Annotated in this window: 30 protein-coding genes, 3 tRNA genes and 1 other RNA gene; 1 reads left to right on the top strand and 33 read right to left on the bottom strand. The window is 38.5% G+C overall.

Annotated elements, in window-relative coordinates; all coding sequences use genetic code 11:
- Nucleotides 1-225: 225 nt before the first annotated feature.
- Nucleotides 226-558: a hypothetical protein gene (locus tag PK547_01570; GenBank protein ID HPR91403.1), complete on the top strand. Its 333-nt coding sequence runs from the start codon at nucleotides 226-228 to the stop codon at nucleotides 556-558.
- On the opposite strand, the gene PK547_01565 is transcribed toward PK547_01570, so the two are convergent.
- The 33 genes from PK547_01565 to rplE all read right to left on the bottom strand — a co-directional run.
- On the bottom strand, nucleotides 559-2,322 hold the full coding sequence (locus PK547_01565) for a penicillin-binding protein 2 (GenBank protein ID HPR91402.1): 1,764 nt from the start codon (nucleotides 2,320-2,322) through the stop codon (nucleotides 559-561). It abuts the gene before it with no gap.
- 22 nt (nucleotides 2,323-2,344) lie between these two features.
- On the bottom strand, nucleotides 2,345-2,743 hold the full coding sequence (locus tag PK547_01560) for a hypothetical protein (protein ID HPR91401.1): 399 nt from the start codon (nucleotides 2,741-2,743) through the stop codon (nucleotides 2,345-2,347).
- A gap of 157 nt (nucleotides 2,744-2,900) precedes the next feature.
- Nucleotides 2,901-3,800, bottom strand: coding sequence for a 16S rRNA (cytosine(1402)-N(4))-methyltransferase RsmH (gene rsmH, locus PK547_01555; protein HPR91400.1), 900 nt, complete (start codon nucleotides 3,798-3,800; stop codon nucleotides 2,901-2,903).
- Nucleotides 3,801-3,805: 5 nt separating this feature from the next.
- Complete coding sequence (gene mraZ, locus PK547_01550) at nucleotides 3,806-4,228, bottom strand: division/cell wall cluster transcriptional repressor MraZ (GenBank protein ID HPR91399.1); 423 nt, start codon at nucleotides 4,226-4,228, stop codon at nucleotides 3,806-3,808.
- 348 nt (nucleotides 4,229-4,576) lie between these two features.
- Entirely contained in the window at nucleotides 4,577-5,311 is a 735-nt protein-coding gene (locus PK547_01545; protein ID HPR91398.1) for an SIMPL domain-containing protein, read from the bottom strand.
- Between the two features lie 41 nt (nucleotides 5,312-5,352).
- A tRNA-Val gene (locus PK547_01540) sits at nucleotides 5,353-5,424 on the bottom strand.
- Between the two features lie 55 nt (nucleotides 5,425-5,479).
- Nucleotides 5,480-6,124, bottom strand: a complete 645-nt coding sequence (locus PK547_01535) for a hypothetical protein (protein ID HPR91397.1) — start codon at nucleotides 6,122-6,124, stop codon at nucleotides 5,480-5,482.
- Nucleotides 6,125-6,351: 227 nt separating this feature from the next.
- Nucleotides 6,352-6,762 (bottom strand): 50S ribosomal protein L7/L12, encoded by a 411-nt coding sequence (gene rplL / locus PK547_01530; GenBank protein HPR91396.1) that lies wholly within the window; start codon nucleotides 6,760-6,762, stop codon nucleotides 6,352-6,354.
- A 32-nt stretch (nucleotides 6,763-6,794) separates the two neighbouring features.
- Entirely contained in the window at nucleotides 6,795-7,313 is a 519-nt protein-coding gene (gene rplJ / locus PK547_01525) for a 50S ribosomal protein L10 (GenBank protein HPR91395.1), read from the bottom strand.
- 188 nt (nucleotides 7,314-7,501) lie between these two features.
- Nucleotides 7,502-7,572: transfer RNA gene (locus PK547_01520), tRNA-Thr, on the bottom strand.
- A gap of 78 nt (nucleotides 7,573-7,650) precedes the next feature.
- A tRNA-Gly gene (locus PK547_01515) sits at nucleotides 7,651-7,722 on the bottom strand.
- Between the two features lie 67 nt (nucleotides 7,723-7,789).
- On the bottom strand, nucleotides 7,790-8,164 hold the full coding sequence (locus PK547_01510) for a hypothetical protein (protein HPR91394.1): 375 nt from the start codon (nucleotides 8,162-8,164) through the stop codon (nucleotides 7,790-7,792).
- 4 nt (nucleotides 8,165-8,168) lie between these two features.
- Complete coding sequence (lepA, locus tag PK547_01505; protein ID HPR91393.1) at nucleotides 8,169-10,007, bottom strand: translation elongation factor 4; 1,839 nt, start codon at nucleotides 10,005-10,007, stop codon at nucleotides 8,169-8,171.
- 10 nt (nucleotides 10,008-10,017) lie between these two features.
- Nucleotides 10,018-11,601: a murein biosynthesis integral membrane protein MurJ gene (gene murJ, locus PK547_01500; GenBank protein HPR91392.1), complete on the bottom strand. Its 1,584-nt coding sequence runs from the start codon at nucleotides 11,599-11,601 to the stop codon at nucleotides 10,018-10,020.
- Nucleotides 11,594-13,408: a hypothetical protein gene (locus PK547_01495; protein HPR91391.1), complete on the bottom strand. Its 1,815-nt coding sequence runs from the start codon at nucleotides 13,406-13,408 to the stop codon at nucleotides 11,594-11,596. Before PK547_01495 ends, murJ begins: the two co-directional genes overlap by 8 nt.
- Nucleotides 13,409-13,512: 104 nt before the next feature.
- An RNA gene (rnpB, locus tag PK547_01490) (RNase P RNA component class A) lies at nucleotides 13,513-13,904 on the bottom strand.
- A gap of 68 nt (nucleotides 13,905-13,972) precedes the next feature.
- The gene (locus tag PK547_01485; GenBank protein ID HPR91390.1) at nucleotides 13,973-14,401 is read right to left on the bottom strand and encodes a ribonuclease HI family protein; all 429 of its coding nucleotides are present in this window, start codon (nucleotides 14,399-14,401) and stop codon (nucleotides 13,973-13,975) included.
- A gap of 3 nt (nucleotides 14,402-14,404) precedes the next feature.
- On the bottom strand, nucleotides 14,405-14,965 hold the full coding sequence (locus PK547_01480; protein ID HPR91389.1) for a 3'-5' exonuclease: 561 nt from the start codon (nucleotides 14,963-14,965) through the stop codon (nucleotides 14,405-14,407).
- A gap of 80 nt (nucleotides 14,966-15,045) precedes the next feature.
- On the bottom strand, nucleotides 15,046-16,179 hold the full coding sequence (locus PK547_01475) for a phosphoglycerate kinase (GenBank protein HPR91388.1): 1,134 nt from the start codon (nucleotides 16,177-16,179) through the stop codon (nucleotides 15,046-15,048).
- A 3-nt stretch (nucleotides 16,180-16,182) separates the two neighbouring features.
- A complete protein-coding gene (locus PK547_01470) occupies nucleotides 16,183-16,956 on the bottom strand; it encodes an SIMPL domain-containing protein (GenBank protein HPR91387.1) in 774 nt (257 codons plus the stop codon).
- Between the two features lie 27 nt (nucleotides 16,957-16,983).
- Nucleotides 16,984-17,733, bottom strand: a complete 750-nt coding sequence (locus PK547_01465; protein ID HPR91386.1) for a triose-phosphate isomerase — start codon at nucleotides 17,731-17,733, stop codon at nucleotides 16,984-16,986.
- Nucleotides 17,734-17,747: 14 nt separating this feature from the next.
- A complete protein-coding gene (locus PK547_01460) occupies nucleotides 17,748-18,230 on the bottom strand; it encodes a small multi-drug export protein (protein ID HPR91385.1) in 483 nt (160 codons plus the stop codon).
- Nucleotides 18,205-18,648: a Holliday junction resolvase RuvX gene (gene ruvX / locus PK547_01455; protein HPR91384.1), complete on the bottom strand. Its 444-nt coding sequence runs from the start codon at nucleotides 18,646-18,648 to the stop codon at nucleotides 18,205-18,207. The genes PK547_01460 and ruvX overlap by 26 nt, the downstream gene beginning before the upstream one ends.
- A gap of 3 nt (nucleotides 18,649-18,651) precedes the next feature.
- Nucleotides 18,652-19,413: a type I methionyl aminopeptidase gene (gene map, locus PK547_01450; protein HPR91383.1), complete on the bottom strand. Its 762-nt coding sequence runs from the start codon at nucleotides 19,411-19,413 to the stop codon at nucleotides 18,652-18,654.
- Between the two features lie 17 nt (nucleotides 19,414-19,430).
- Nucleotides 19,431-20,093 (bottom strand): nucleoside monophosphate kinase, encoded by a 663-nt coding sequence (locus PK547_01445; GenBank protein HPR91382.1) that lies wholly within the window; start codon nucleotides 20,091-20,093, stop codon nucleotides 19,431-19,433.
- 83 nt (nucleotides 20,094-20,176) lie between these two features.
- Nucleotides 20,177-21,466, bottom strand: a complete 1,290-nt coding sequence (gene secY / locus PK547_01440) for a preprotein translocase subunit SecY (GenBank protein HPR91381.1) — start codon at nucleotides 21,464-21,466, stop codon at nucleotides 20,177-20,179.
- Nucleotides 21,467-21,503: 37 nt separating this feature from the next.
- Entirely contained in the window at nucleotides 21,504-21,935 is a 432-nt protein-coding gene (locus PK547_01435) for an uL15 family ribosomal protein (GenBank protein ID HPR91380.1), read from the bottom strand.
- Between the two features lie 9 nt (nucleotides 21,936-21,944).
- The gene (locus tag PK547_01430; GenBank protein HPR91379.1) at nucleotides 21,945-22,427 is read right to left on the bottom strand and encodes a 30S ribosomal protein S5; all 483 of its coding nucleotides are present in this window, start codon (nucleotides 22,425-22,427) and stop codon (nucleotides 21,945-21,947) included.
- Between the two features lie 29 nt (nucleotides 22,428-22,456).
- Nucleotides 22,457-22,819: a 50S ribosomal protein L18 gene (gene rplR / locus PK547_01425; GenBank protein HPR91378.1), complete on the bottom strand. Its 363-nt coding sequence runs from the start codon at nucleotides 22,817-22,819 to the stop codon at nucleotides 22,457-22,459.
- A 21-nt stretch (nucleotides 22,820-22,840) separates the two neighbouring features.
- On the bottom strand, nucleotides 22,841-23,431 hold the full coding sequence (gene rplF, locus PK547_01420; GenBank protein HPR91377.1) for a 50S ribosomal protein L6: 591 nt from the start codon (nucleotides 23,429-23,431) through the stop codon (nucleotides 22,841-22,843).
- Nucleotides 23,432-23,449: 18 nt separating this feature from the next.
- Nucleotides 23,450-23,848 (bottom strand): 30S ribosomal protein S8, encoded by a 399-nt coding sequence (gene rpsH, locus PK547_01415; GenBank protein ID HPR91376.1) that lies wholly within the window; start codon nucleotides 23,846-23,848, stop codon nucleotides 23,450-23,452.
- 42 nt (nucleotides 23,849-23,890) lie between these two features.
- Nucleotides 23,891-24,076 (bottom strand): type Z 30S ribosomal protein S14, encoded by a 186-nt coding sequence (locus PK547_01410; protein ID HPR91375.1) that lies wholly within the window; start codon nucleotides 24,074-24,076, stop codon nucleotides 23,891-23,893.
- Between the two features lie 35 nt (nucleotides 24,077-24,111).
- Nucleotides 24,112-24,659 (bottom strand): 50S ribosomal protein L5 (gene rplE, locus PK547_01405; protein ID HPR91374.1); only part of this gene is annotated, 548 nt, incomplete at its 5' end.

Here is a 24,659-nt window from a genome sequence, read left to right as displayed (position 1 = left end):
AAACCGCAGCCAAAGAATAAGACAACGGATACAAAAAAGTCCAATGTCCAAAGTCTAAAGTTTAAACCGCAGCCAAAGAATAAGACAACGGATACAAAAAAGTCCAATGTCCAAAGTCCAAAGTCCAAACCGTAACTGAAAAAGATGCACTAGGACGTGTAATACATTAATATTCTAAAATGCCCAAACAAGGGATAGAAAGAATACAAAAATACTTCTCAAAAAATGCAATTTAAAAAGAATCTACAAACATACTGGCTAATTGCCATTGCCGTAATTCTAGGTTTAACCTGGGTATTAGCTATTCATTATGTTATTAAATTGGGACCAGGAAGCAGTATTGTCTTACATCGAAATTCTTTTGGCGTCGATTATTTCAGTAATCGCAGCAGTTTGCTTTCTATCCCCGCTATCGCCACTATCTTTATTCTAAGCGATATCTTCCTTGGATTTAAAAGCAAAGAATCTAAATGGAAATTAATTTTATTTTTAACCGCTAGTTTATTAACCGGCTATTTTTTATTCTTGCTTGTTTGGATAATTAAAATAAACAGTTAATTAATTGGTTAGGTCGTCCGGAGGTATGTTGTAGTAGCTGATGAGGTAGGCAGATAGGTTATGCCAGAGAACAGTCGCCGTGCTTTCGGCTGAAAGTCCTACCATAGGCTTAGTTAGAACTGCATAAATGATGTACTTAGGCTTGTCAACCGGAAAGAAGCCGATATAAGAATGAATATTATCCGTATCGGAATACTCTCCGTTAACAAACATCATAGCCGTGCCTGTTTTACCCCCGGATTTATAACCCTTTACTTTAGCCCGTTTGCCATATCCATTTTCCACTGTATAAACCATCATGGCCTTAACTTTAGCAGCAACTTCGGGGCTGATAACAGTATTAGTATCTTCGTTATCGACATGTATTGGTTCTATGGTGCCATCTGGTTTCTTAATCCCCTCTAGGATATAAGGATTTACAAGTTTACCATTATTAGTAATGGCAGTAGTGGCTCTTACCATCTCTATGGGGGTAGTAGCAATGCCCTGCCCATAGGCAGCAGTCGCAAAATCGATTTCTCTGGCTTCTTGCCTATCAATGTTTTTTAAGGAACCCTCAGCCTCGTTCGGAAGGTCAATGCCGGTTTTGCTATCAAGACCGAATTTTTTAAAATAATCACGCAAAGCCGAACCGCCCAACTGCTGTTCTATATAGACAGCGCCCATATTGATAGATTTCGCCAATATTTCCTTCATGTCAACCAAACCGTACAAATGCCCTTCATAATTGCCAATAGTTTTATTGTTGAGGGTTATTTTATGGTCATCTTTATAAGTGCTCGCTTCTGTGATTTTTCCGGCGTCCAACCCTGCGGCCATAGTTAAGATTTTGACCACAGACCCTAATTCGTACCTGTTTTCCACCGTATTGTTTCTATACAAACTATAGTCGCGTATTTTTGAATATTCATTAGGGTTAAAAGTTGGGTAATTAGCCATAGCGAGAATTTTGCCTGTGTCTGCTTCCATGATAATGGCCATACCGCTAGCGGCTTCTTTTTGCGTTACTATATTTTGCAGTTCTTGCTCTGTTTTGAACTGAACATTTTTATCAATGGTAGTAATGATAGAGCTGCCCGGTATCACTGCCTGCTCTTTGCTGCCAAGAGAACGAATCAAGGTACCAATACCACTAATAGCTCCCTCGAAAGTGCCGCTAGACCCCTCCAAGATATCATTATAATATTTCTCCAAACCGTAAACTCCAACCAGATTCTTGGTCTTGTTGTCTGTCTGCAAAAAACCAATTACCTGGCTAGCTAAGGTTCCAAAGGGATAATAGCGTATGCTCTCTTTGGCAAAACCAACACCGGCAATTGGATTTTTTTGCAACTGACTTACTAAATCGTAATCGTCTATTTTAGTAATTAAGGGATAATATTTTGACTTAGTTTTAGCTAGACCTTCCCTAATTTTTGTTTCTTCGAGGTCAGGAAAGTGGGTTTTCAAATCTTTAATCAGTTCCTCCTGTTGGTCAACCTCTACGCTAGAAGGGTCCAAATAAAGAGTATAATACACTTTATTCGTAGCTACTGGCGCCAAAGTGTTATTAATATGGTCTTCAAAATAAATGGTACCCCTTTCTGGTTTGATATTGATGGCCGCATAGTTTTTATCCAAAACTAGCTTGGAATAATAATTTCCTTTAATCACTTGCAGATAAAATAAACGTCCTACTATCGCTAGTACCGGTAAAAAGACCGCCAAAACAAACACTATAGTGGTGCGGATACGAAATGATTTGGAAATATGATTACTAGACATCCAAAAGAAGAGAACTTAAAGGCTATTCGGTGAAAGCTACGCTATCGTTGGAGTTGAGGACTAACGGGTAAAAATCATTAACTTCAACAAAATGATTGGCTTGAGCCCAATTGGAAACTTGGGCTAAGGAGATATCATTAAAAACAATATTTTCCAGACTATTATTGTTTTCGGTAAGAGCAGAAAGAGATTTCTTGAGAGTTTTTATATCACTATCAAGACTGACAATCTGACAACGCAAGGCAATGTAGGGTGTCAAAAATAACGACGCAACTAAAATGGGCACAAAAGTTGCCAGGCTGACACTACCCAGCAGGCGCTTGGTCTTTTTCACACTTTTAAAATAAAGCATACTTAAGCCAGTGTTTGCACTATCAGAAAAATTTGAGTTAGCGCTGATTCTATAAGCAATGTCTGGCATATGATATATATTAAAAATTTTAAAGGCTAAATTTTAAATTTCGAATAAAACTTATGGCACGCAGTTTAAATATTGAGACCTGACAAATGACTGAAAAATTAGTAAATTACAAATTATTGTTGTGCCTTGCTCCACGAACTTTATGAACTTGATAAACTTAAATGATTTGAATCGCTCTTAATTTAGCTGAATGGCTCTTGGGATTAAGATTAATTTCGGACTCACCGGCAACTACCGGCTTGGGAGTGAGAATTTTGGCTTGACCATTTTCTTTCAATTTTCTAAAAGCCCTCTTAACCAGGCGGTCCTCTAAAGAATGAAAACTAACTACGACGTAACGGCCTCCTTCGGGAAGAAGATTGGGAATTTCTTCCAAAGCAGTTTTTAAATTATTTAGCTCGTCATTCGTAGCAATTCTTAGGGCTTGAAAAGTGCGAGTGGCAGGATTAATGCGTCCCCTTTCGTATCCTTTAGGTACGGATTGCTCAATAATGGATGTTAGCGCTTGGGTTGTCGTAATAGGATTCCGCTTCCTGGCGCTAACAATGTTTCTAGCAATTGAACGGCTGTATTTCTCTTCACCGTACCGCCAAAAGATATCTGCCAACTCTCTTTCAGAATAGCTGTTCACAATTGTAGCCGCTGTGCGAGGGGCATTTTGCCAATCAGCTGTGAATGTCATCATTAGTGGTTCATCTTTTTTGAAAGAAAAACCGCGACCAGAATTTTCTAAACTATCGGTATTTAAGCCAAGGTCTAGAACTATACCGCTAATTTTACCCAAATTAGTTTGCGTTACGATAGTTCTCAATGCGGAAAAATTTCCCTGCCTAAATAACAAGCGCTCCTTGTCAATATGATTCTGCACTAGAGTTTCTTGAGCCCTCTGGTAAGCCTCTTTATCTAAATCTACTCCCAACACTCGACCATGAGGAGCTGTCAGTTCCAGAATAGCTTTGGTATAACCTCCTGTGCCCAGAGTGCCATCGATAAAATTCTCGTTAGGTTGAGGGGCTAAATATTTTAAAACTTCTTGTAAAAGAACTGGAACGTGCATAGGCATTAAAAGACTAGCTGTTCAGCGATTTCTGCAGAAGCCTTTTCTGTCTTGGTTTGGTATTCTTTATAACTATTCTCATCCCAAATTTCCAAACGATTATTGAGGCCGATAACTACAGCTTTTTTCCCCAACTTGGCATAGTCCTCCAAATAATTAGGAATCAGAATCCTACCTTGGGAATCTATCTCTACCTCCATAGCGCCACCGAGCATTAAGCGAGCGAAGGCGCGAGGATTTGCCTGAGTTAAAGGCAATGATTGGATTTTATTAACAAAGTCTGCCCAAGCAGCCTTGGGCCACAAAAAAAGGCAGTTATCTATCCCCCGTGTTAATACTGCTCCGCCGGCTAAATCCGACTTGAATTTCACAGGTAAAGATAATCTGCCTTTTTGGTCTATGCTATGGTGGTATTCTCCTATAAACATTGCCTACAAAAGCGACTGTTAATTAATAATTAGTGTGTAAAAGGGTCTTTAAGTTATCCCCTACCAAACTTAGTTATCCCCACTTTTATCCACTTTTATCCAACTTGTATCCATTTTATGCCACAGAGACTTTTAAGTCAATACCTATTCCCCACATTATGAATAATTTTGAGCAATTTACCTGAGGCAAACAAACACAGTATTTAAAGGGCTTAACAGGAATATTTTCGAGAGAATTAGAAGCAATATTTTCTTATCCACTTTTTATTCACACAATCATTTTATGAAAATAAAAAAACAACTCTTCTTTTTAAAGAAAAGCTGTTTTCTAACTAGCGCTATTCAATGCTACCTAAGAGAAAAAGAAACTCTGATGACTGCTGTAATTTCCTTTTCAATGGTGCTCGTATCATAAGCTCCTGAGTCAGACACATCGGTAGAGTTGGGCTGCAGAACTTGAATCACTCCTGCACTTGCCGAACGGAGAGAAGCGACTTGGGCACCGGTGCTTTGAGCTATTTTTTCTGCTCTATTTTTGGCATCTTTAGTAGCTTCGGCCAAAAGTTCTACACGAGCTTCTGGCAATTTGGTATAAAAATATTCAAGAGATTGGGTAGAAAAGATAAGCCCTTGGTTAATAATAGGCGTCACGTCTTGAGCAAGCTTGGTAATTTTTTGTAAATCATTCGCTTGGACAATTATATTTTGTCTGAGAATATAGCCTACCAATTGGCTACCCCCATCCTGTTTATAGTTATAAACATTCTCTACGGATACAGGAGAAATAGTATAAGCGTCATCGTTAATACCATTGGTCTTAAGGTAGGCCTGCAAGGTGGTTAAATCTTTTTTCATAGAGGCATATCCCTCTTTAAGACCATCTACACCTATATTACGAGAGAAAGAACCTGTCCACTTCACTAAATCCGAAGTGACATTTTTTTTAGCGGAACCTGTTACCGCAATGGTGTTTTCTGAGTTTTTTATTTTGTAGATAGCATTAGTCACCAAAAAGCCGGTCACAATTAGGGCTATGCCTGCAATGGCAGCAAAAACCCACAAACCTTTATTATTGATATTCATAGTTTCCAAAATTTTTAATTAATGACATTAAGGGAAAAAAGTGGGCGGTATAGGATTCGAACCTATGACCCCTGCAATGTGAATGCAATGCTCTACCGCTGAGCTAACCGCCCTTCATACCAGCAATTTAACTATTATTTCATGGTTTACTTTTGCAATCAGTAATCTTTAGAAACGGTTAATAAGAATTTTGTTGGGCCATTCAAATATATCCCTGATAAAAACATCACCCATACCCTTTCTTTCTAAAAACTCTCCCGTATTCATTAAGGTATAATTAATCTCTTTGCCAATATTAGCCTCTAAATCGCTGATAATATTTTGTAATCGTTTCTCTTTTATTTTATTTCCCACTAAAAGAAGGTCGACACGAGCTTTGGTATTATTAATTAAACTACCTGCAATCAAGGCTAACTTTATTTGCCCTATCCTAGAAAGCTGACTGGATAATTCAGACTGACCAAATCCGCTAGAATGTCCTACTATATTTTGCAATTCATTAAGAAAAACGAAATTATCATTTACAAAATAAACAGAAACCGATTTTCTAGGTATCTCCATCGCTTTTTTCTTCTTTCCCTTCTTTGCGGGAGCCGGAATAGTTTGATTTTTGGGTACTAAATAACGCCTAGTCTCCTTAATTAAGCCCAAATTTTTTAACTTCTTTATTTCTGCATTTAAGGAGGCTCTTTTTAACTTTAGGGTTTTTTGCAACTCGCTTAAGGAGACGTTTGTGCCAACGTGGTTAAGAAAAAATCTGAGGATTTTGACCTTATCCTTAGACCCAAACAAATCTTCTAAGTCTATAGGCATACAATATAAATAATTTTCAATTTACAATTTACAATTTTTAATCCGTTAAACGGATTAAACTTTAATGCTCAAACTACGCTCAACTACAAATCTTAATTAACTTTCAGTTTATTAAGACTTTTTTATTATATCCTGTTTGCGCCTTTTTTTCAACAAAAAAGCGCTTTCTATATAAGAAGCGCTTTTCTGCCCAAAAACCCTTTCTCGGACACGCTAAAAGCAAACATTTATTTGAGCTCGACAGTAGCGCCAGCTTCTTCTAATTTTTTCTTTATATCTTCAGCCTCGGCTACAGCAATATTTTCTTTTACAGCTTTAGGAGCAGCATCAACAATAGCTTTGGCTTCTTGCAAACCTAAACCAGTAATTTCTCTAAGAGCTTTAATAACCTGAATCTTGCTTTCACCTCCCTCTTTTAACATAACGGAAACGGTAGATTTAGTTTGTTCTCCGGCGCCAGTATCTGCAGTGGCGGCAGGGGCCGCTCCAGCTACGACCTGAGGGGCAGCGCTAACACCAAACTTGTCTTCTAATACTTTCACTAATTCAGCCATTTCTAAAACGGTTAATTTCTCTAATTTAGAGACAATATCTTGAAATTTTTCTGGGACAATAACTTCTTTTTGTTCTTCAGCCATATTTTTATATATTAATTTATTTATAACTTATATTAAACTTTCTTTTCGCTCACGGCATGTAAAACATTAACCAATTTGGCGATGTTGCCGTTGCAAACATAAACCAAATTCTGAGGGGGACCATTAAGCGTAGCTAATAATTGGGCCTGTAGCACCTTCAGAGAAGGCAGCCTGGAGAGGGTAATTATTTGTTCACTGCTATAAATTTGACCATCCACCCAACCGCTTAGAACTTTTAACGTCTGACTCTTTCTGCCAAAATCCACTAACGCTTTGGCTACAGGCACAACATCAGAATAAGCCAAGCCCACAGCCATAGGACCAGAGGGTTCAAAAGGAGCGATAGTCTTATTTTGCTTCTTTAAAGCCTTTTGAGTTAAAGTTTTTTTAGCTACTTTGAATTCTCCGTTAATAGGAATTAAATTCTTCTTCAGACCGTTAATATCAGAGGTTTTGGTTTTGCCAAAGTCTATAAAGAAGATTCCCTTAGCTAGGGCCAATTTATCATTGAGCTCTTTGAGCACTTCTGATTTTTCTTCTCGAGTAAGCATAAATTTTGTGAATTAAAAAATCTGTGATTCCCACAGATCGACCTGAACAAGCATGAGCCAAAGACCCGCTTGTCCCCTCGTTAGGCTTTACCCATTTTGGTACCTAATGTCTATGGAAAACATTGTTATAATATCAAAAATAGCATTGACAGTCAAGTTCAGCAACCATTATGATTGATAAAAAAAGGAGCCCTTTGTCAGAATTGAACTGACGTTTGTGGTTTACGAAACCACTGTTCTGCCACTGAACTAAAAGGGCACTGAATGGCGTATCGGCTCTACCTCCGCCAATTGGCGGATGAGCTACATCGGCACAAGCTTCAAAACTACCTGTATGAGCGGGTGACCAGATTCGAACTGGCGGTCTTTTCCTTGGGAAGGAAACGTGTTACCGCTACACTACACCCGCTTAAAAAAACTGAATCATCACGCAATCGGTTTCCTATTATAACTAAAAAAAGATAAAATGTATATAATTAAAATCTGAACCTAGAAAACCACGCTTTAATTTTTAGCCATAAAAATCTTGACTGATTTGTAGGGGGTGCAGTGGTTGTAGTAGCCTCGGAAACGAAAATGACTCCCTCCCCTTCCTTTTTCAAATTAAGTTCAACCCGCGCTGATCTTTCTAATCCTCTATCTTCTTGAGAACTTTTTATCTGGTTTTTAAGAGTTTCTGTGTTGGTTAGCATATCATTTTTTTGCTGTAATAATTGAGCTTTTTCTTTTTTGAGAAATAAATAGTTCTTGATAATAGGGCTGTAAAGCCTGTTCATTAAAAACAGTGCTACACCAGCAACAAAAATCCAAAAAATAAATTTAGTAATTTTTTTAAAATTGGAAGAGGTCATAAAATTACAATTGATTATTTTTTTTGAGGATTTTAAGAAAAGTTTCTGGACTGAGATGCAAATCAGCCATAGCCAAGGTTTTCTTTTTCCCTTTAGCCTGCTTTTTCCAAAGCTTCATTTTGCGACTACGGTCGCCACCATAAAGATAATCTGTAACATCCTTGCGCATAGCTGGAATAGTTTCTCTAGCTACAATTCTTCCCATACCTTCTATCTGAATAGCTATAGTATATAATTCTCGAGGCAAGATTTCTTTCAAATTGAGGGCTAGCTGACGACTCTCTCTTTCTATGCCAGAGAGAGGAGCTACCCGGCATAAACTGGGGAAGAATTTACCAGCCAGGCGCACTTTTAGAAGCGTTACGGCCGCAGGGCGGTAATCAATTACCTCATAACTAAGAGAGGCAAAACCCTGAGAAACTGATTTAAGTTTATCATAAAGATCCTTGATCAGTTCGCTTAAGGGGAGTTCATAATGTAAAACCACTGTTTCATTGCCTACTGTTTTTGATGAAACTAGGATGCTATTGCGAATGCCATTAAAAAGATTTAGAACGGGCGGAAGAAAATTTGTAGGCACTAAAATCTCTACTCTAACCATAGGCTCCTCTACGTGCTCAATCAATTGGTCTTCTGGCCATTCGGCCGGATTAGTAATGTAAATTATTCTATGGTCTTGAAGATAAATTTTATAATTAACATTGGGGGAAGTGGTTACTAATTGTAAATTATATTCGGTAGTTAACCTTTCTTGGGTAATCTCTAAGTGGAGCAATCCAAGAAAGCCCAAGCGGAAACCCCTACCCAATGCTTCCGAATTATCAGGTTCATAAAAGAGAGAAGAATCATTCAGCTTTAGCCTTAAAATTGCTTCTCTGAATTCCTCAAATTGTTTTTGATCAATAGGATAAAAACCCGCAAAGACAACTGGTTGGGGTTCCTTATAGCCCGGCAACAAAGTAACACCACTGGCTAGTCCAGCAGCATCGGTAATAGTGTCGCCGATAGTTACAACTGAAGGGTCCTTAAGCCCAGTAGCAATAAAACCTATATCATTGGCTTCCAAAAAATCCTGAGGAAGAAGCTCTGGCTTAAAATACCCGCTTTCTATACTTTGCACGTTCCTTTCCTTGGCAATAAAATGTAATTTAGCCCTGCCATTAATTTTACCATCCACTACCCTAACATAAGCAATCACCCCCCTAAAAGAATCATAAACGGAATCAAAAACCAGAGCCTTAAAGGGTTTGTTTTTATTTCCCAGCGGCTGGGGAAGATCTTTTATAATCCTATCAATGAGGGTTTGCACACCCTGTCCTGTTTTAGCCGAAACTAAAAGTATTTCGTCTGGATCAACGTTTAAAAGCGCAGCTAATTCCAAGCGTCGATTATCTATATCCGCTCCAGGCAAATCAATTTTATTAATGGCGCCTATTATTTTCAAACCTTGTTTTTGGGCTAGATTTAAATTGCCAATAGTTTGAGCCTGGATTCCTTGGGTCGCATCTACCAAAAGAACCGCCCCCTCCACAGCTGCTAGCGAACGGGAGACTTCGTATGTAAAATCAACGTGACCCGGCGTATCAATAAGATTAAAAATACAATGGCGACCCTCTCTTTCAAATTCCATCCGAACCGGTTGAAGTTTAATGGTAATCCCCCGCTCTCTCTCCAGGCTCATCTGGTCTAGATATTGAGATTTTAATTTGTCCTTCTTGATGGTACCTGTATATTCAAGCAACCTGTCGGCCAGAGTAGATTTACCATGATCAACGTGCGCAATAATAGCAAAGTTACGCACAATATTTTCAGAAAACGAGAAATTGTTTTTCGCGTCAGACATACTTAAGCAATTAATGACTTTTTAGAAAACGTTGGGCAATTTTTTTCACTGCAGAAACCTCTTCCATTTTAAAAACTTTGGCTTCCCATAAAAATATAGCGCAAAAGACTATTCCCACAACAGCAGCTTGTCCCATCACCCCCAATACCCTTGTTTGATTAAACCAAGAGTTAGTTAATTTAACTGTTTCTAGTCCAATAAAACATGCACCAGCGGTAATAAGCATATACTCGCCTACCCTTTTTCCCAAACCGCTCCAGTTAACATATTTAAGGGATGGCAAGAGAAGTATAAACAGAAGCAAAAAATATATTATATTAGTGATAACAAAGGCCCAGGTTAACCCTAAAATACCATTTTGCCGGCTTAGATAATAGGCTAAAAATATGCCAGAACCATATGTGGCGAGACTGGCAAAAAATGGTCCGGCGCTTTTATCACAGGCAAAGAAAGTGCGAATAAGAAGATTTTGGAGAGCCTGACAAACTAACCCCACAATGAAAATTAAGAGAATGTTTGCCGTTAAGTTAGTAGCTTGCCAACCAAATTTACCATAGCCCAATAAAAGTCTTACTATGGGGTACCGTAAAACAATAAAAAGCCCTGTTATAGGTATCATCATGAATAAACTTTGTTTGAGAGTCGTACTAAAAACTTCAGCAAAGCCTGTTTCATTTTTATCGGTATACAGTTTAGCCAATACTGGGAAACTCGAAACAATTAAAGACAAGGCAATAACCACCTGGGGGAAACTTTGGATATTGTTAGCCAAATTAAAAGCCGCTAAATGCCCGGCAGGCAACTTGGAAGCTAGCCCCACCAAGATAGACATATAAATCTGATAGAGAATAATTGTCATTGAGCGGGGAACCATTAATTTCACTATTTTTTTGAGCCCAGGTCTTATTTCCTTGTAGGCAAAGCTCCAGCGATATCCCAATTCTCGCATAGCCAAAATCCGTACCCCAAGGCTAAAAAGAGCCCCAAGGATGACACCAAAAGCTAAACCCAAAAGACCATATTGGGGTAAAAGAAAAATGATTCCCAGAATAATACCTACATTATAGAGTATGGGAGCAAGGGAGTCAGCTAAAAATAATCTAAATACTTCTAAGACGGCGCTATAAATGCTAGAGAGACCCAAAAGAATGGGCTGAATCATTAACACTCGCATCATAGAGACAGTTTGGGCCAATTCCGAGGCAGTAAAACCGGGAAAAATACGAGCACATAGCGGAACGGCAAAAATTGCAGCTAATAGGCCGCAAATTACCAAAAAACCGCCCAGATAAAAGCAAAGACCGCTAGTTAAATCCCAGCCAGATTGTTTATCTTTTTTTAAATAGCTTGTTAGTACTGGAATAAAGCCGACTGTAATTGCCCCATAAATAAAAATATTATAGAAAAAATCTGGCACTCGAAAAGCAGCGTAATAGATGTCGAGTGAGCGAGACAGCCCTAAATGGCTAGCCAATAGAGCATCTCTCACCACCCCCAGTAGGCTGCTTACCAAAGCGGCTAAAGCAATTAAAACCGCGGCATTAGTAAGGCCAGTCTGGTTACTTTTGAGAAAGTGCCGATTCAAGCTAATCATGGATAAATTTGATTAAAAGACTTTGAGTGAAAGTGCTGTTATGATTTACATATGTTTGCATATCAGCGCTGGATTGCAGTACGGTATTATTGACTATTTGCAGCATATTATTCATAGCTGTTTGGGGTATGAGGGTAAGGGTTTGGCTTTGTATTGGTAATTCTAAACTGAATTTTAATGTTTTTGTTTGGCCTGGTTTTATTTTTAACCAACCGGCTATGGCCTTTCTATTGCCCTCGCTTAGCAAACAATAATTGCTATCTCCAGCACATTGTTTTTGTTTTTCCCAATTATCAATAAGCTGGTCTGTGGTAAAATTTTTCACTCTATAATTAATAGGGTCGTTGGGGACTAAATACTTGTCAAAACCACTGACACTACTAACTATAGCGTCAGGAGGAATATAAAAACGAATATAATCATTAAATGCTGTTGTATTCGAGTTGGTCAGACTGACTGTCCAATCTAACTTGTAACCGTCAGCTGCTATCTTAGGATCAAGTTTTAAGCTAGTTTTAATATTTTGAGAGGTTAAATTAGAAATAGGGGTATTAATATCACTGCTAGTAAACCAAAAAGAGGCGTCATTTTGATCGGCATTAAAAGTTTTTGCCAAAGACGCTTGTTTCCAAGGGAAAAAATAATACTTCTGAGAAACAACTGCGGTGGGGGCTTGAATATAGGACCTGAGAACCGTTAGCCATTCTTGACCAGTAATAGCTGTTAATTGTGGCAAGAGGTTATCATTTATAAAATCCAAATAATTGTCATCGAGTGGTCCAGAAGAAAGACGATAATTTATTAAATTATTTTCTAGGTAATTCCTGAGATTGGGTATGGTGGTACCGCTCACATTTAAATTACTAAGAACAGTGTCCAAAGGCTTTAAATCGTGAGCGTTAAAAAGAACAATAGCATTGGGCTCAAAAAGCGAACTAGCGCCACTTTTTTGCCATAAAGAAATAAAACTTTGGGTAAACAAATTTATATCCCCAAACCAATTACTTTGGCGTAACGTCCAGTTAGTAGTGATCGGCTGAATCTCTTTGGGAGGAACGATTTTACTGCTAATTTGGTTATCCAAGCTGCTTGCATTGTATGCCCTCCAATAACTTATTTGCCATTGGGAAACCGTCACGGCTACTACCCCACCAATAACACCGCCTAAAGGACGGCTTTGGTTGTAATCATTGAGCAATAATAAATAATTGATTGGTTGGTTGCCACCAAATAATTGATTGAGCTTGTCTAGCTGTATTTTTAAATCAGTCCATGCTTGGGAAACATCCATTTGCCCAAGGTCTTTAATCTCACTGCCTATATTGGTAAGGTTCTTAATTAAATCGGGATAAACATCTCCCCATGATTGGCCAGTCTGCCCCATACTTTTAAGAACAGGGATTGTTTGTAATTGGCGAAGTGTTTGATTGAGACTTTCAAGGCTATAGTATAATTTTACATATTTATAATGGTGACCGATAGGAGTTTTCTCTACTAAAATCAAAAATGTGTTATCCAAACATTTTGGTATGTTTTTATTGTTAAAGGAGCTGATTTGGTCAGAAGCTTTTTGCCATTCAAAGCCGGATAAATTTTCGGCTAAACTCGGTAGTATTGGCGCCAATTGAGAATCTTTATTTTCTAGATGATTTAACCCATAAACTAGTCCCCCACCGCCGATAACTACGCCCAATATTAAAATCAATAACAAAACAGCCCCTAAAGAAAAATGCCTACTACCTTTTTTCTTGAAGGAGCGATTAGATTGCGGTCGCAAATCTACAACATGATTATTGGAAGCAAACATAGGGGTAATAAATAACGGGAAATCTTAACTAGTTTAGCAACACTCGCAAGGAAAAACAAATAAGACTTGTTTTCAATCAAAACATCCGCCTTTAAGGCGGACATTCTGATACCGATATTATAAGCCGAATTCTGTATTAGGCAAACATCTATCTAGCCCTAAAATTGCTTTTAGGGTCAAGCGAGCTACTTTTCTCGCAACGGGAAACCCGCTACGGTTGCTCTTGCATTAGGACCAAGAATTTGCATTCTTGGCGATCACTAAGTGATCTGGGGTTTGCCACTATATAGAATCATTTCTATATAGGGAACCGTTTAACGGTTCGCTTTTCACCTTTGTCACCCCAAGGGGTAATAGTATAGTCTCTGTGGCACTTTCCCTATCACCACCCCTGTTTATGCAACGAGGATGGTAACGGTTGCTGTTAGCAACCACCCGTTTAAAAATGTTCGGACTTTCCTCCAAGACAAGTCTTGGCGTTTGCCAGTACCGGCAGAGTATTAAACCATGAATCAGCTTTTAAGACAAGCCTTGCATTTTATCAAGCCTAAACACTTTTTCTGCTTAAAATAACTTCTGCTTCTCGGCATCTAGCACCTGATTGACCATTAAATCAGCCTCTTTATTCTTTTCTCGGGGAATGAGCTCAATACTCAGATGAGGAATATCTATTTTAAGATTCCAGGCTTCCAAAAACATTTTCTGCAGTTCTGCTTCCTTTATTTTATACTCACCCCTCAACTGTCTACCGATTAATTCAGAGTCAGTGCACAACTTGATGTTCGCGGTTTTTAATTTGACTTCTCCTAAAAGCTGTCTTAATTTTTTGAAGGCAAAAATGACTGCTTTGTATTCGGCTACGTTATTAGTAGCAATACCAATAGCCTCTCCATAATTTTTCTTCACCCCATCTATTTCTATCACTACTCCCAAAGCTGCTGGACCAGGATTTCCACGCGCTCCGCCATCTGTATGAACAATAACATTGGTCATGAATTAAAAAGACATTATTTTTTTAAAAACTTCATAAGTTGTTCGAGCATCTTCTAAAGCGCTATGTTGACACTTATTAGTGACACCGAAATAATCAGCCAAATCTCTTAAGGAATAATGTTTGAGTTTTGGTTCCTTATATAATTTAGCAAAGGCCATAGACATAACATCTAAACGATGATAGCAAAAAGCCGGGGGTATATCTGTCCAACCATTCTCAAAAAAAGCCTTTTCTAGGCGAGCCCAATCAAAGGTGAAATTTTGCCCAATTAAAATTGTGTTTCTAGCTAAACTTTCCAGTTGAGCTAAGGCTGTTTTTAAGTCAATAGCATTTTCCCAATTGGCGTCATTATACCCAGTGATTTGCAATGCCACTGGATCAGCTTTTTCCAAATGCCGGGGTTTTATTTTAAAATCAAACTCATTTATTTCCCGATAATCTGGTTGACTGACTACCAACCCCCCAATTTCAGTTATCTCGTGGTCATAGCGCAATCCTGTAGTTTCTATATCTAAAAAAGTTAAAGGGTTCTCTTTTAAATAATTTAATTTTTCTGTTTCCATAGAATATTCACTGTGAACTAGCCACGACGATTATAGTTTTTATGCAAGCGCAAGTAAGGCAAAACCTCTAGGATAAATTTCTATTTTAACCCAGGCAGCGATTCACCGCTAAGGTAAGCTAAAGTAGCGCCACCCGCAGTAGAAAGATAATCAAACTTATTCTCTAGCTTATGCTTTTCTATAAAACTGCCCGTATCCCCTCCTCCAGCCAAAGCAAAACACGTCGCAGGAATAGCTTTTAAAGTTTTGACAGTACCTAGGGCTGCCTCAGCCAGATTTTCACTTTTACCTAGGGGGCCATTAAAGAAAACTCTTTTTGCCTCAGAGATCAATTGCGCATATAATGTCGCCGTTCGAGGACCGATATCGACTATTACATCTCGAGCTTCTACATCTTCTAGCGGCACTGGAATAATTTTCTCTTGCCTTAAAACCTTCCAATCTATGGGTAAAATAATTTTTTTACTAGCGAGGAGTTTTTCCCCTTGAGGGGTCAGCAATTCCTGCAACGAATTGCCTATAGGATAACCCTTTTGGGCAATAAATGTATTGGCAGGTCCGCCGCCCAAAAGGACAGCATCAGCTTTGGGAATTAAGGTATTGAGCATACCTAATTTGTCAGCGATTTTAGCCCCACCAAGAATAACGAAAAAGGGCTTGGCTTGAAAGCGTAAGAACTTGTCTAGAGCTGCGATTTCAGCTTGTAAATGAAAACCCTGATAAGCAGGTAGATATTTAGTAATGGCTGAAATGGAGGCCGTTTTACGATGGCTGACACTAAATGCCTCGTTAATAAAGATATCGCCTAGTTTAGCTAACTGCTTGGCAAATTTGGCATCATTATGATTTTCTCCTGGCCAAAAACGCAAATTATCTAAAAGGTAGATATTGCCTGGTTTGAGTTCATTTTTTAGGCTACTAATATCCTGTCTGTAATCAAGAAAGGCAATCTTTCGTTTTAACGTTTGACGAATAATCGGCAAAAGCAATTTTAAACTTTGGTCAGCAGAATATGCTTCTGGCCGACCGAAATGGCTCAAAAGTAAAACGTATTGAGGATTTTTTTGAATAAGATAATCAATCGTTTTCTTGGTTTGAGACACTCTAAACGCGCTCCCTATTTTATGAGCACGGGAATCATAAGAGAGGTTATAATCTACTCTAACTAAAACTCGCTTATTTTTTACTGAGGCCTTACTTAAAGGTTGAAGCATGAGCTATTCGAGAGAAAAAACAATAGTTTGCTGCGAGGTAATTTCCTGAGAACCGGGATTAATGGCAGCTTCATTGACGCCGCTGCCAAAAGAAGCATTAGCTTGCATATCTACTGCCTTATAGTTATAGAGCGGAACGTTAGACCCACTATTGATACTAATAATCTGGCCGATTTTAATGCCAGTGGCTTTCTCCAGAGCAACTTTCTTTTTCATTACCTCCTGAATAGCGGCAATTTGCGCCTGCAACTGATAACCAGATAGTCCGTCTACGGTGAAATTAATTTGAGAAATATCATTAGCTCCATTGGGGGTAAGGCTGCCAACAATAAGGTTAATTTTACTAAAATCTCTGATTTTCACTGTCACTCTCTGGGTTAATTGATATCCCGTAATTTTTGGAGGACAAGTGCGATAATCAGTTGCCCCTGTGCGACAATAGTTATAATTATATTGAGGTTCTAAATTGTAAGTGGTGGTAGTAATATCTTTTTCATCAATCCCTTGGCTTTTCAGAAGGTCTGTAAGCACTTTCATCTTGCTGTCATTCTCGCTTTGGGCCTTGCTGCTATCAGCATTCTGAGTAATCACGCCGAAACTAATTTCGGCGACATCTGGCTTAGCAATCACTTTGCCCTCACCGGAAAGACTAATGGTTTTATTAGATCCGACCTGTTGCAATTTTATTTTTTGGACATTGTACCAAACAATACTGCCCAAAAAAGCGGTTAGCAAGCAAAAAACGGCTATAGCAAAATATTTATATTCTTTTCTCATAAAAATAGTTAAATTTATATAAGGTGATTATAGCATAGATTGTAAGAAGTCTTCTAGCCAATCCTTCTGACTGCTTCTTTCTCCGATTAAAACGCCCGAAAGCACCGGTAAAGCCAACAAAGATTTTATATTTGTTTTATCTACAGACCCGCCGTAAAGAATATCTAGTGGTTCCAGTGATTTATTTTGCAAATAATTTCTAATAAAAGTAATTTGTTTTTCCACATAACTTAAATCTACTTCTATTTGAGATCCGATCGCCCATAAAGGCTCATAAGCCAAAGCGATACTATGGTAAATTTCTCGAGAAGAATAAACTGTCATGATTGGTAATAAGACTTCATCCAATTGTTGTTGTAGTGCCTCTGAGGACTTATCGTTTTTCATCGCCTCCCCTATACACAGAATAGTCTTTACCCCTTCTTTCATATTGGCCTGAAGGAGCAAGGCGATATCAGAATTGGCAAGCTTATTTTGCTTTTTATCTTCACTGTGCCCCAATAAACTATAATTCAAGTTGTTCGCTTTGAGCATAACAGGCGCCACGCCACCCGTATGCGGTCCCATGGCAATAGCGCTAACTGTTTGAGCCATAAGCTTAATATCCTTATTTATAATTTGTGTTAGAGGTATCAGATAAAGAGAGGGCACTGCTACTGCTAATTCATATTTAGGGCTAAGGCTCGCAAATGAATGATTAAGGACATCGGCTAAGCTTACAGCCTCACCCAAAGATTCGGGATTAGCTTTCCAGTTAAAAACTAGAACCTTTTTCATAGAGATAAAATATTTTAAATAAAAAATAGATGAATCCCCTTGGTGATTAAAAAAGTAGCAAAAGTAACAATTATCCCAGCGAGGACTACTCCGATACCGGTATAAATAAAGGTATCCTTATGAGAAAAGCCCAAAAGGCGCGCTCCCAATGTGCCTGTCCACGCCCCAGTGAAGGGTAAGGGAATTCCTACAAAAATAGCTAACCCCCATTTAGCCCATTTGCTATAAGCATCTTGTACTTTAGTTTTGGCTCTAGTTAAAATACTGTTCAACAATTGATAACCAAGCCAGCGCTTTTCAACCCATTTAAGAATAACTAAATCTAAAAGCCAGCTCAAGGGTAAAATAAAAAGAAGATTACCGAACACTCCTGCAAGGAAAGCCAAGCCGTAAGAAAAATGATAAGTGGCTACGGCCAAAGGAATACTAACCCTTAATTCCCCTATAGGCAGCATACTAATCCAAATGATTTTAAGAATTTGATCTAAGGTAACCATTTTTTTGCAAATAACTTTCTAAAATTAAATATGCAGCTACTTTGTCTATATCTCCCGCTTGCACAGATTTTTTATAAGACGCTGTTTTTAATTTCTGAGCAGCTAAAATATGTTCGGCCTCTTTAGAAGTCAGCATTTCATTTTCCAGATAGATTGGCAAACCAAGTTTTTTAATCTGATTAATATAATTAACTTGTTTTTTAGAACTTTGAGTGGCTGTTAAATTCAATGAAAGCGGCTGACCAGCTACAATTGCTTCGATATTCCATTGATTAATGATTTTGCGCAATGTCGGAACCAACTCTTGATTAATGTTTTTAAAGTGTGCCGTTGGCAACATAAAAATAACCTGAGTCTTAGTATCCGCTACAGCTGAGCCCATTCTTTTTATCCCGAGATCTAGACCTAAGATAAACATTATTTATTTGGTCAAAATTTTCCCGCCAGTGGGAGTTACTACTAAAGTATTTTCATAGTGACTAGCTAATGAACCATCGGCAGTCACGAAACTACCATCCCTTCTTTCTATAATCTCACTGGTACCCGCGGCAGGCATTGGCTCTATAGCTAAAACCATACCGCTTTTGAGTTTTAGGCCCTTGCCAGGGTTACCATAATTCAAAACCCAAGGGTCTTCATGTGGTCTATACCCCAAGCCGTGGCCAGTTAATTCCTTAATAACAAAAAAATGATGAGCCTGAATGCGGCTCTCTATAGCAAAGCCAACATCACCCAAAGTATTGCCCTCCTTAGCCATTTTCAGACCGGCTAAAAAGGCTTCCTTGGCTGCAACGATAAGCTCTTTTTGTTCTGCTGTAGAATTACCAATAACTATGGTTCTGGCCATATCGGTAAAAAGACCCTTAAATTGCATGCCGATATCCAATTTAACCAGATCGCCATTTTTTAAAGCTCCGGTATTTTTAGGAATACCATGAACCACGGTGCCGTTTAAAGACAGGCAGAGAGCCGCGGGAAATGGCGCACCTTCAGGGTCGGGACTGTAATTGAGAAACGCTGGCTTACCTCCGAAATTAAGGATAGCAGAGCGCGTAAGAGTTTCTAGTTGTTCGCCCCTAATACCTGGCTTAGCTGCTGCTATGAGCATATCCATGACTTGCCTCAGACGATGACCGCCATCCGCAATTATTTTTATTTCTGATTGGGTTTTTATCGTAACCATATTTTAATTTCTCCGGCCTAATTAAATTTATTAAGAGCAAGTTTGATATCTTTATAAACTTTATCAATGGATTGGTCTCCATTGATAACTATTAATCTCTTTTGTTTTTTATAATGATTAATCACGGGAACAACTTTCTTTTTGAAAAAGGCAAAACGCCTCACTACTGCCGCTTCCGTATCATCAGCTCTTCGAATTAATTTACCTCCGCATTTGGGACACTTGGTTAGACCGGGCATCAAAAGGAGAGAATACTCTGTCTGGCACTTAGCGCACAAGCGCCTGTTTAAAATCCTCTTTTGTGCTTCTTTCAAGTTAACTTCTAGATAAATGAACACGCGTTTATCTCTTTCCAAAAAAGAGAAAACTTCATCCATTCTTTTGGCTTCATTAATTTCGCGAGGAGCTCCTTCAAAAATAACCCCATGGGCAACGGGCAGCTCAGCCACTTTGCGAAACCAAGAATAAAAAACAAGCCAGGAGGGTGCTAAATAGCCATTATCTATAATTTTTTTTACTTTTTGTCCCAAAGGAGTTTTTTCTTGAGCCATGACCCTTAAATCACCACCCGTATTGATATGGAAAAGATTCTTATCCTTCGCTAAGAGTCGCGCTTGGGTACCTTTCCCAGAACCAGAGGGACCGAGAAGAAAAATATTTAAAGGTTGTTTGGAGCTCATAGAAAATAAATAAAAAATTAACACTTAAAAAGGGCTAACTTAACAAAGTATAGCCCATTTTAACTTTAGCGACAAATTTTCTTTTAAATGGAATCGTATTCCCTGAGTGATATTTGCGCTTCAAAAGCCTTAATAATTTCTACGGCTACACCAACTACAATTAGAATTCCGGCGCCGCCAATAGTCAAAGTGGTAATCTTAGTGAACCTTTGAACAATAAACGGCAAAACGGCCATCAAACCCAAAAAAATAGCGCCAAAAAGAGTGATTCTAGTTGAGGTTTTATTGAGAAAATCTTCTGTAATTTTACCAGGACGATAACCCGGAATAAAACCACCATTTTTTTGTAAGTTATCGGAAATAGTTTTGGGTTCAAAAGTAATGGCCGTATAAAAATAAGTAAATAGCACCACCATCACAAAGTAGGCTATCACATAGGACCAGTTAGTAGCGCTAGGGTTCAAGACGGTAGTTAAAAAATGCGAAACTTTTAAAACAGTGGCATTATTTTTAACTGTTGAAAGAAGAGAACCAATCAAACTGGGAAACATTAAAATAGAGCTGGCAAAAATTATAGGAATCATACCCGTTTGGTTTACCTTCATGGGCAAATAAGTAGAAGCACCACCATATACTTTAGTACCCCTCACTCTCTTGGCGTAAGAAACTGGAATTTTTCTTTCGGCTTCGGTAACATAAATCACTCCCAAAATGACCAGGAAGGCCATAAGGAAAGTAATGATAATATTTAGCATTAGAGCTGTTGAGGGATTAGCAGAATAGTTGGCAATGGTCAAGGAAATTTCTTGTGGATATTCAGCTACAATACCCGAGAAAATAAGAATAGAAATACCGTTGCCTAATTTTTGGCTAGTGATATTTTCACCCAACCACATCATAAAGATAGAAACAACGGTGATGACCAATAAATTAAGGAGCAAGGTAACGGGTGTATAATTGATAACCCCTTGGGCCTTCAAAATATTAAGATAGCTAAACCCCTGGAGAATAGCTAAAGGAATGGCCAGAATACGAGAATATTGTTCAAAACGCTTCCGGTCGCTTGCAGTGCCCTCTTGTTCCATTTCTTTGAGAGACGGAAAAACCATGGCTAATAACTGCATAATAATGCTAGCGGTGATATATGGTCCAATGCCAAGCATGGCAATAGAAAGTTTGGCTAGGGCGCCACCGGATAGCATACTAGCAAGGCCAAAGATTTTATTATTCTCTAGGATAGTCTGCCACTTGGCTTGGTCTACGCCAGGAACAGGAATCACATACATCAACCTCACTAGCAACAAAATGGCTGCAATTACTAGGAGATGATGCCTAAGCTCTTTATCTTTTAAAAAATGTGTAAGTTTAGACATAAAATAAAGCTTATTTACAAATCAGAACTATTTTTTACTATACCAAAGACCCGCCAGCCTTAAGAATGGCCTCCTTAGCAGCAGCAGAGCAGGCGCAGCCTTCTACCACAAGCTTAATGATTAAATCGGCATTGCCCAAAATTTTAACAGGAGGAGTCCTTTTGCCTATATTGCGCACTAGGCCCTTGTTAACTAAAGATTTCGGGGTAACTTTTTCGCCAGATTTGTAATTTTTAGCTAGAACTGACAAATTAACTAAGGCCGGCTTCATCTTCATGCTCTTGAAATTCACACCTTTTCTCTTTGGTTGCTTCAAAATTAGTTCTTTGATGATGGGGCGAAATTTACGACCAGCGCGGGCATTTTGTCCTTTTTGACCCTTCCCAGAATAGGTACCACGCTTTCCACCGCGGCCAATTCTTACCCTAGCCCTATTTTTGTGTTCTGTTGTAATAGTATGTATTTGCATAATTGTCTTCTATCGTTGAATATACTGCTTGTTTTTAGCAAAATAGTTAAGAGCTACCAAAGTAGCGCGGGCATTATTGATAGCATTGGAAGTGCGACCAATAATTTTTGCGCTTACGTTAGGAATACCAGCTAAAGTCAAAACCCAGCGCACTGCTCCACCAGCCACAATGCCTCGCCCTTTGGCAGCTGGTTTCAAAATTACCTTGGCAGCTGAATATTTGGCAGCCACTTCAAAGGGAATAGTATCATTAACAGTCACTATTTCCAACATATCTTTTTTAGCCTGATTAACTGCCTTATCCACTGCCTGAGTAACATCCGCACCTTTAGCGATACCCAAGCCAATTTTGCCTTTGCGATTACCAATCAAAACAGTAGCCCTAAAGCTCATACGTTTACCGCCGGCTACCACTCTGGTCACCCTAGCTAATTCGAGAACTCTTTGGTCGAATTCTTTTACTTCTTTTTTTGCAAATTTAGTCCTCACCATAAAATAAATATTATTAGTCTAAATTAAGATTAAAAATTTAGTCCTCCTTTGCGAGCGCCATTAGCAAAACTAGCAACTCGACCATGAAATTTGTAGGAACGTCTGTCAAAAACAGCTTTCTTTATGCCTTTGGCTAAAGCTTTTTTAGCTAATTCTTCTCCGAGAGCAGCCGCTAAATCAACTTTCTTAGTATTCTTTTTATTGGCTGATTTTAAGCTAGAAACAGACACTAGGGTTTTACGACTCTCGTCATCTATGAGCTGGCCATAAATGTTTTTGTGAGAACGGAAAACGGCTAATCTTGGTTTTTCCCCGGTGCCGTTAATTCTAGCCCGCACTCTTGCTATCCGGCGATTTTTTCTGCGATTTTTATCTTTTAAATTCTGTACCATAGTATTTTAATAAAAGGTGTTTTATGAGGCAGCACTAGCTACTTTTTTGCCAGCTTTACGTCTAATAGGTTGATCAACATAGTGGACTCCCTTGCCTTTATAAGGATCTTCTTTTCTTTGTTTATGAACGAGAGCAGCAAAATCTCCTACAGCCTGTTTATTGCATCCAGAGATAGTAATAATATTTTTTTCTACGCTAACTTTAATGTTTTCAGGAAATTCTAAGTCAATGTTATGCGAATAGCCCAAAGAGAGAATTAATTTTTGTCCCTGTACTTCCGCTTTGTAACCCACCCCATCCACACTTAATTTTTTAGAAAAATTTTCAGATACCCCTAAAAGCATGTTCTTCAGAAGAGATGTGAGAGTGCCCCATAAAGCGGCCGAATTTTTTAGATTATGCCTTGGTTTAAGGGCGATCGTTTTTTCATCTACAATAATCTCGAAGTTGTTATCGATAATCAGTTTATCATGTCCATTAGGTCCCTCGATAGTGATAACCTGACCATCAACAGTAACATGTACTCCAGCGGGAATAATAAGATGCTGCTTCCCTACTCTGGATTTTACTAATAGGTGAAGATTTTCCTTTTGATTCGCTTTGTTTTCCATAAGACAGTGATAAATAAATTACCAGATAGATAATAACACTTCACCTCCTAAATGATTCTTGCGGGCATCCTTGGAAGTCATCAGACCCTTGGAAGTGGAAATTACGTAAAAACCGTAACGATTTTTAGGAGAATAGATCTCGTTAGCTTTCAAGTAAACTCGATTGCTGGGCTTAGAAATCCTTTCAAGCTCGTGAATAAGGGGCATGCCGTTATCATCGTATTTCAAAGTGACTTCTAAACTTTTAGCTACTCCGCGACCAACTTTATTCACCTCAGAAATTACTCCTTCTTTAGAGAGAATCTCTAAAACAGCTAATTTCAATTTAGAATAGGGCAATTTGACTACTGTGTGTTTAACGGCGATTGCGTTTCTAAGTCTTGTAAGCATATCGCTGATGGGATCTGTAATTGTCATAAAAACCTATGTGAGTTAAATAGTTTGTATTATACCAGCCTTTTACCAACTAGCTTTTTTAAGGCCAGGGATTTCTCCTTTGTGAGCCATTTCCCTAAAACAAATCCTGCACAAGCCAAATTTGTTAATATAGCCGCGATTGCGACCGCAACGAAAACAGCGACTAATCTTGCGAGTGCTGAATTTGGGTTTTTTAAGGGTTTTTGCTATTTCTGATTTTTTAGCCATATAATAATTAAGAAAAATGCTAATTAGATAAAATTTTATTTTTTCTGTTTTTTGGTGCTATCAGCAGCAACCAGGGGCATACCCATTAATTCCATCAGCCTTTTCCCCTGCTCTTTGTTTTTAGAATTAATAGTAAGGTTTATTTCTAAGCCAAAGGGGGCGCCACTGATATCTTCGGCAGTTTCGGGAAACATAGTATGTTCCTTAATGCCAATATTAAGATTGCCTTTATTATCAAATTTTTTATCACTTATGCCCCAGAAATCACGGGAACGAGGGAGAGCAATGTTAATCAGGCGATCGTAAAAATCATACATCCTCTGCCCCCTAAGCGTAACTACATAAGCCACGGGTTGTCCTTCTCTAAGTTTAAATCCAGAAATAGATTGACGCGCTCCCCTTAAGGCAGGTTTCTGTCCGGTAATAAGGGTGAGAGCCTTCACTATTCTTTCTTCAAGATTCTTGGCGCCATTGGGATTAGAAGTAGCCAATTTACCAAAACCGCAATTAATTGTAATCTTGGTTAGTTTAGGAACTTCTAAAGCATTCTTAAGCCCAAATTCTTTTTTGAAAGCTGGAATAA

Source organism: Candidatus Paceibacterota bacterium, from assembly GCA_035404205.1.
Taxonomy (GTDB): domain Bacteria; phylum Patescibacteriota; class Minisyncoccia; order UBA6257; family JAVHQB01; genus JAVHQB01.
The sequence above is the reverse complement of the archived record's forward strand: the minus strand, read 5'-3'. Positions and strand labels throughout refer to the sequence as shown.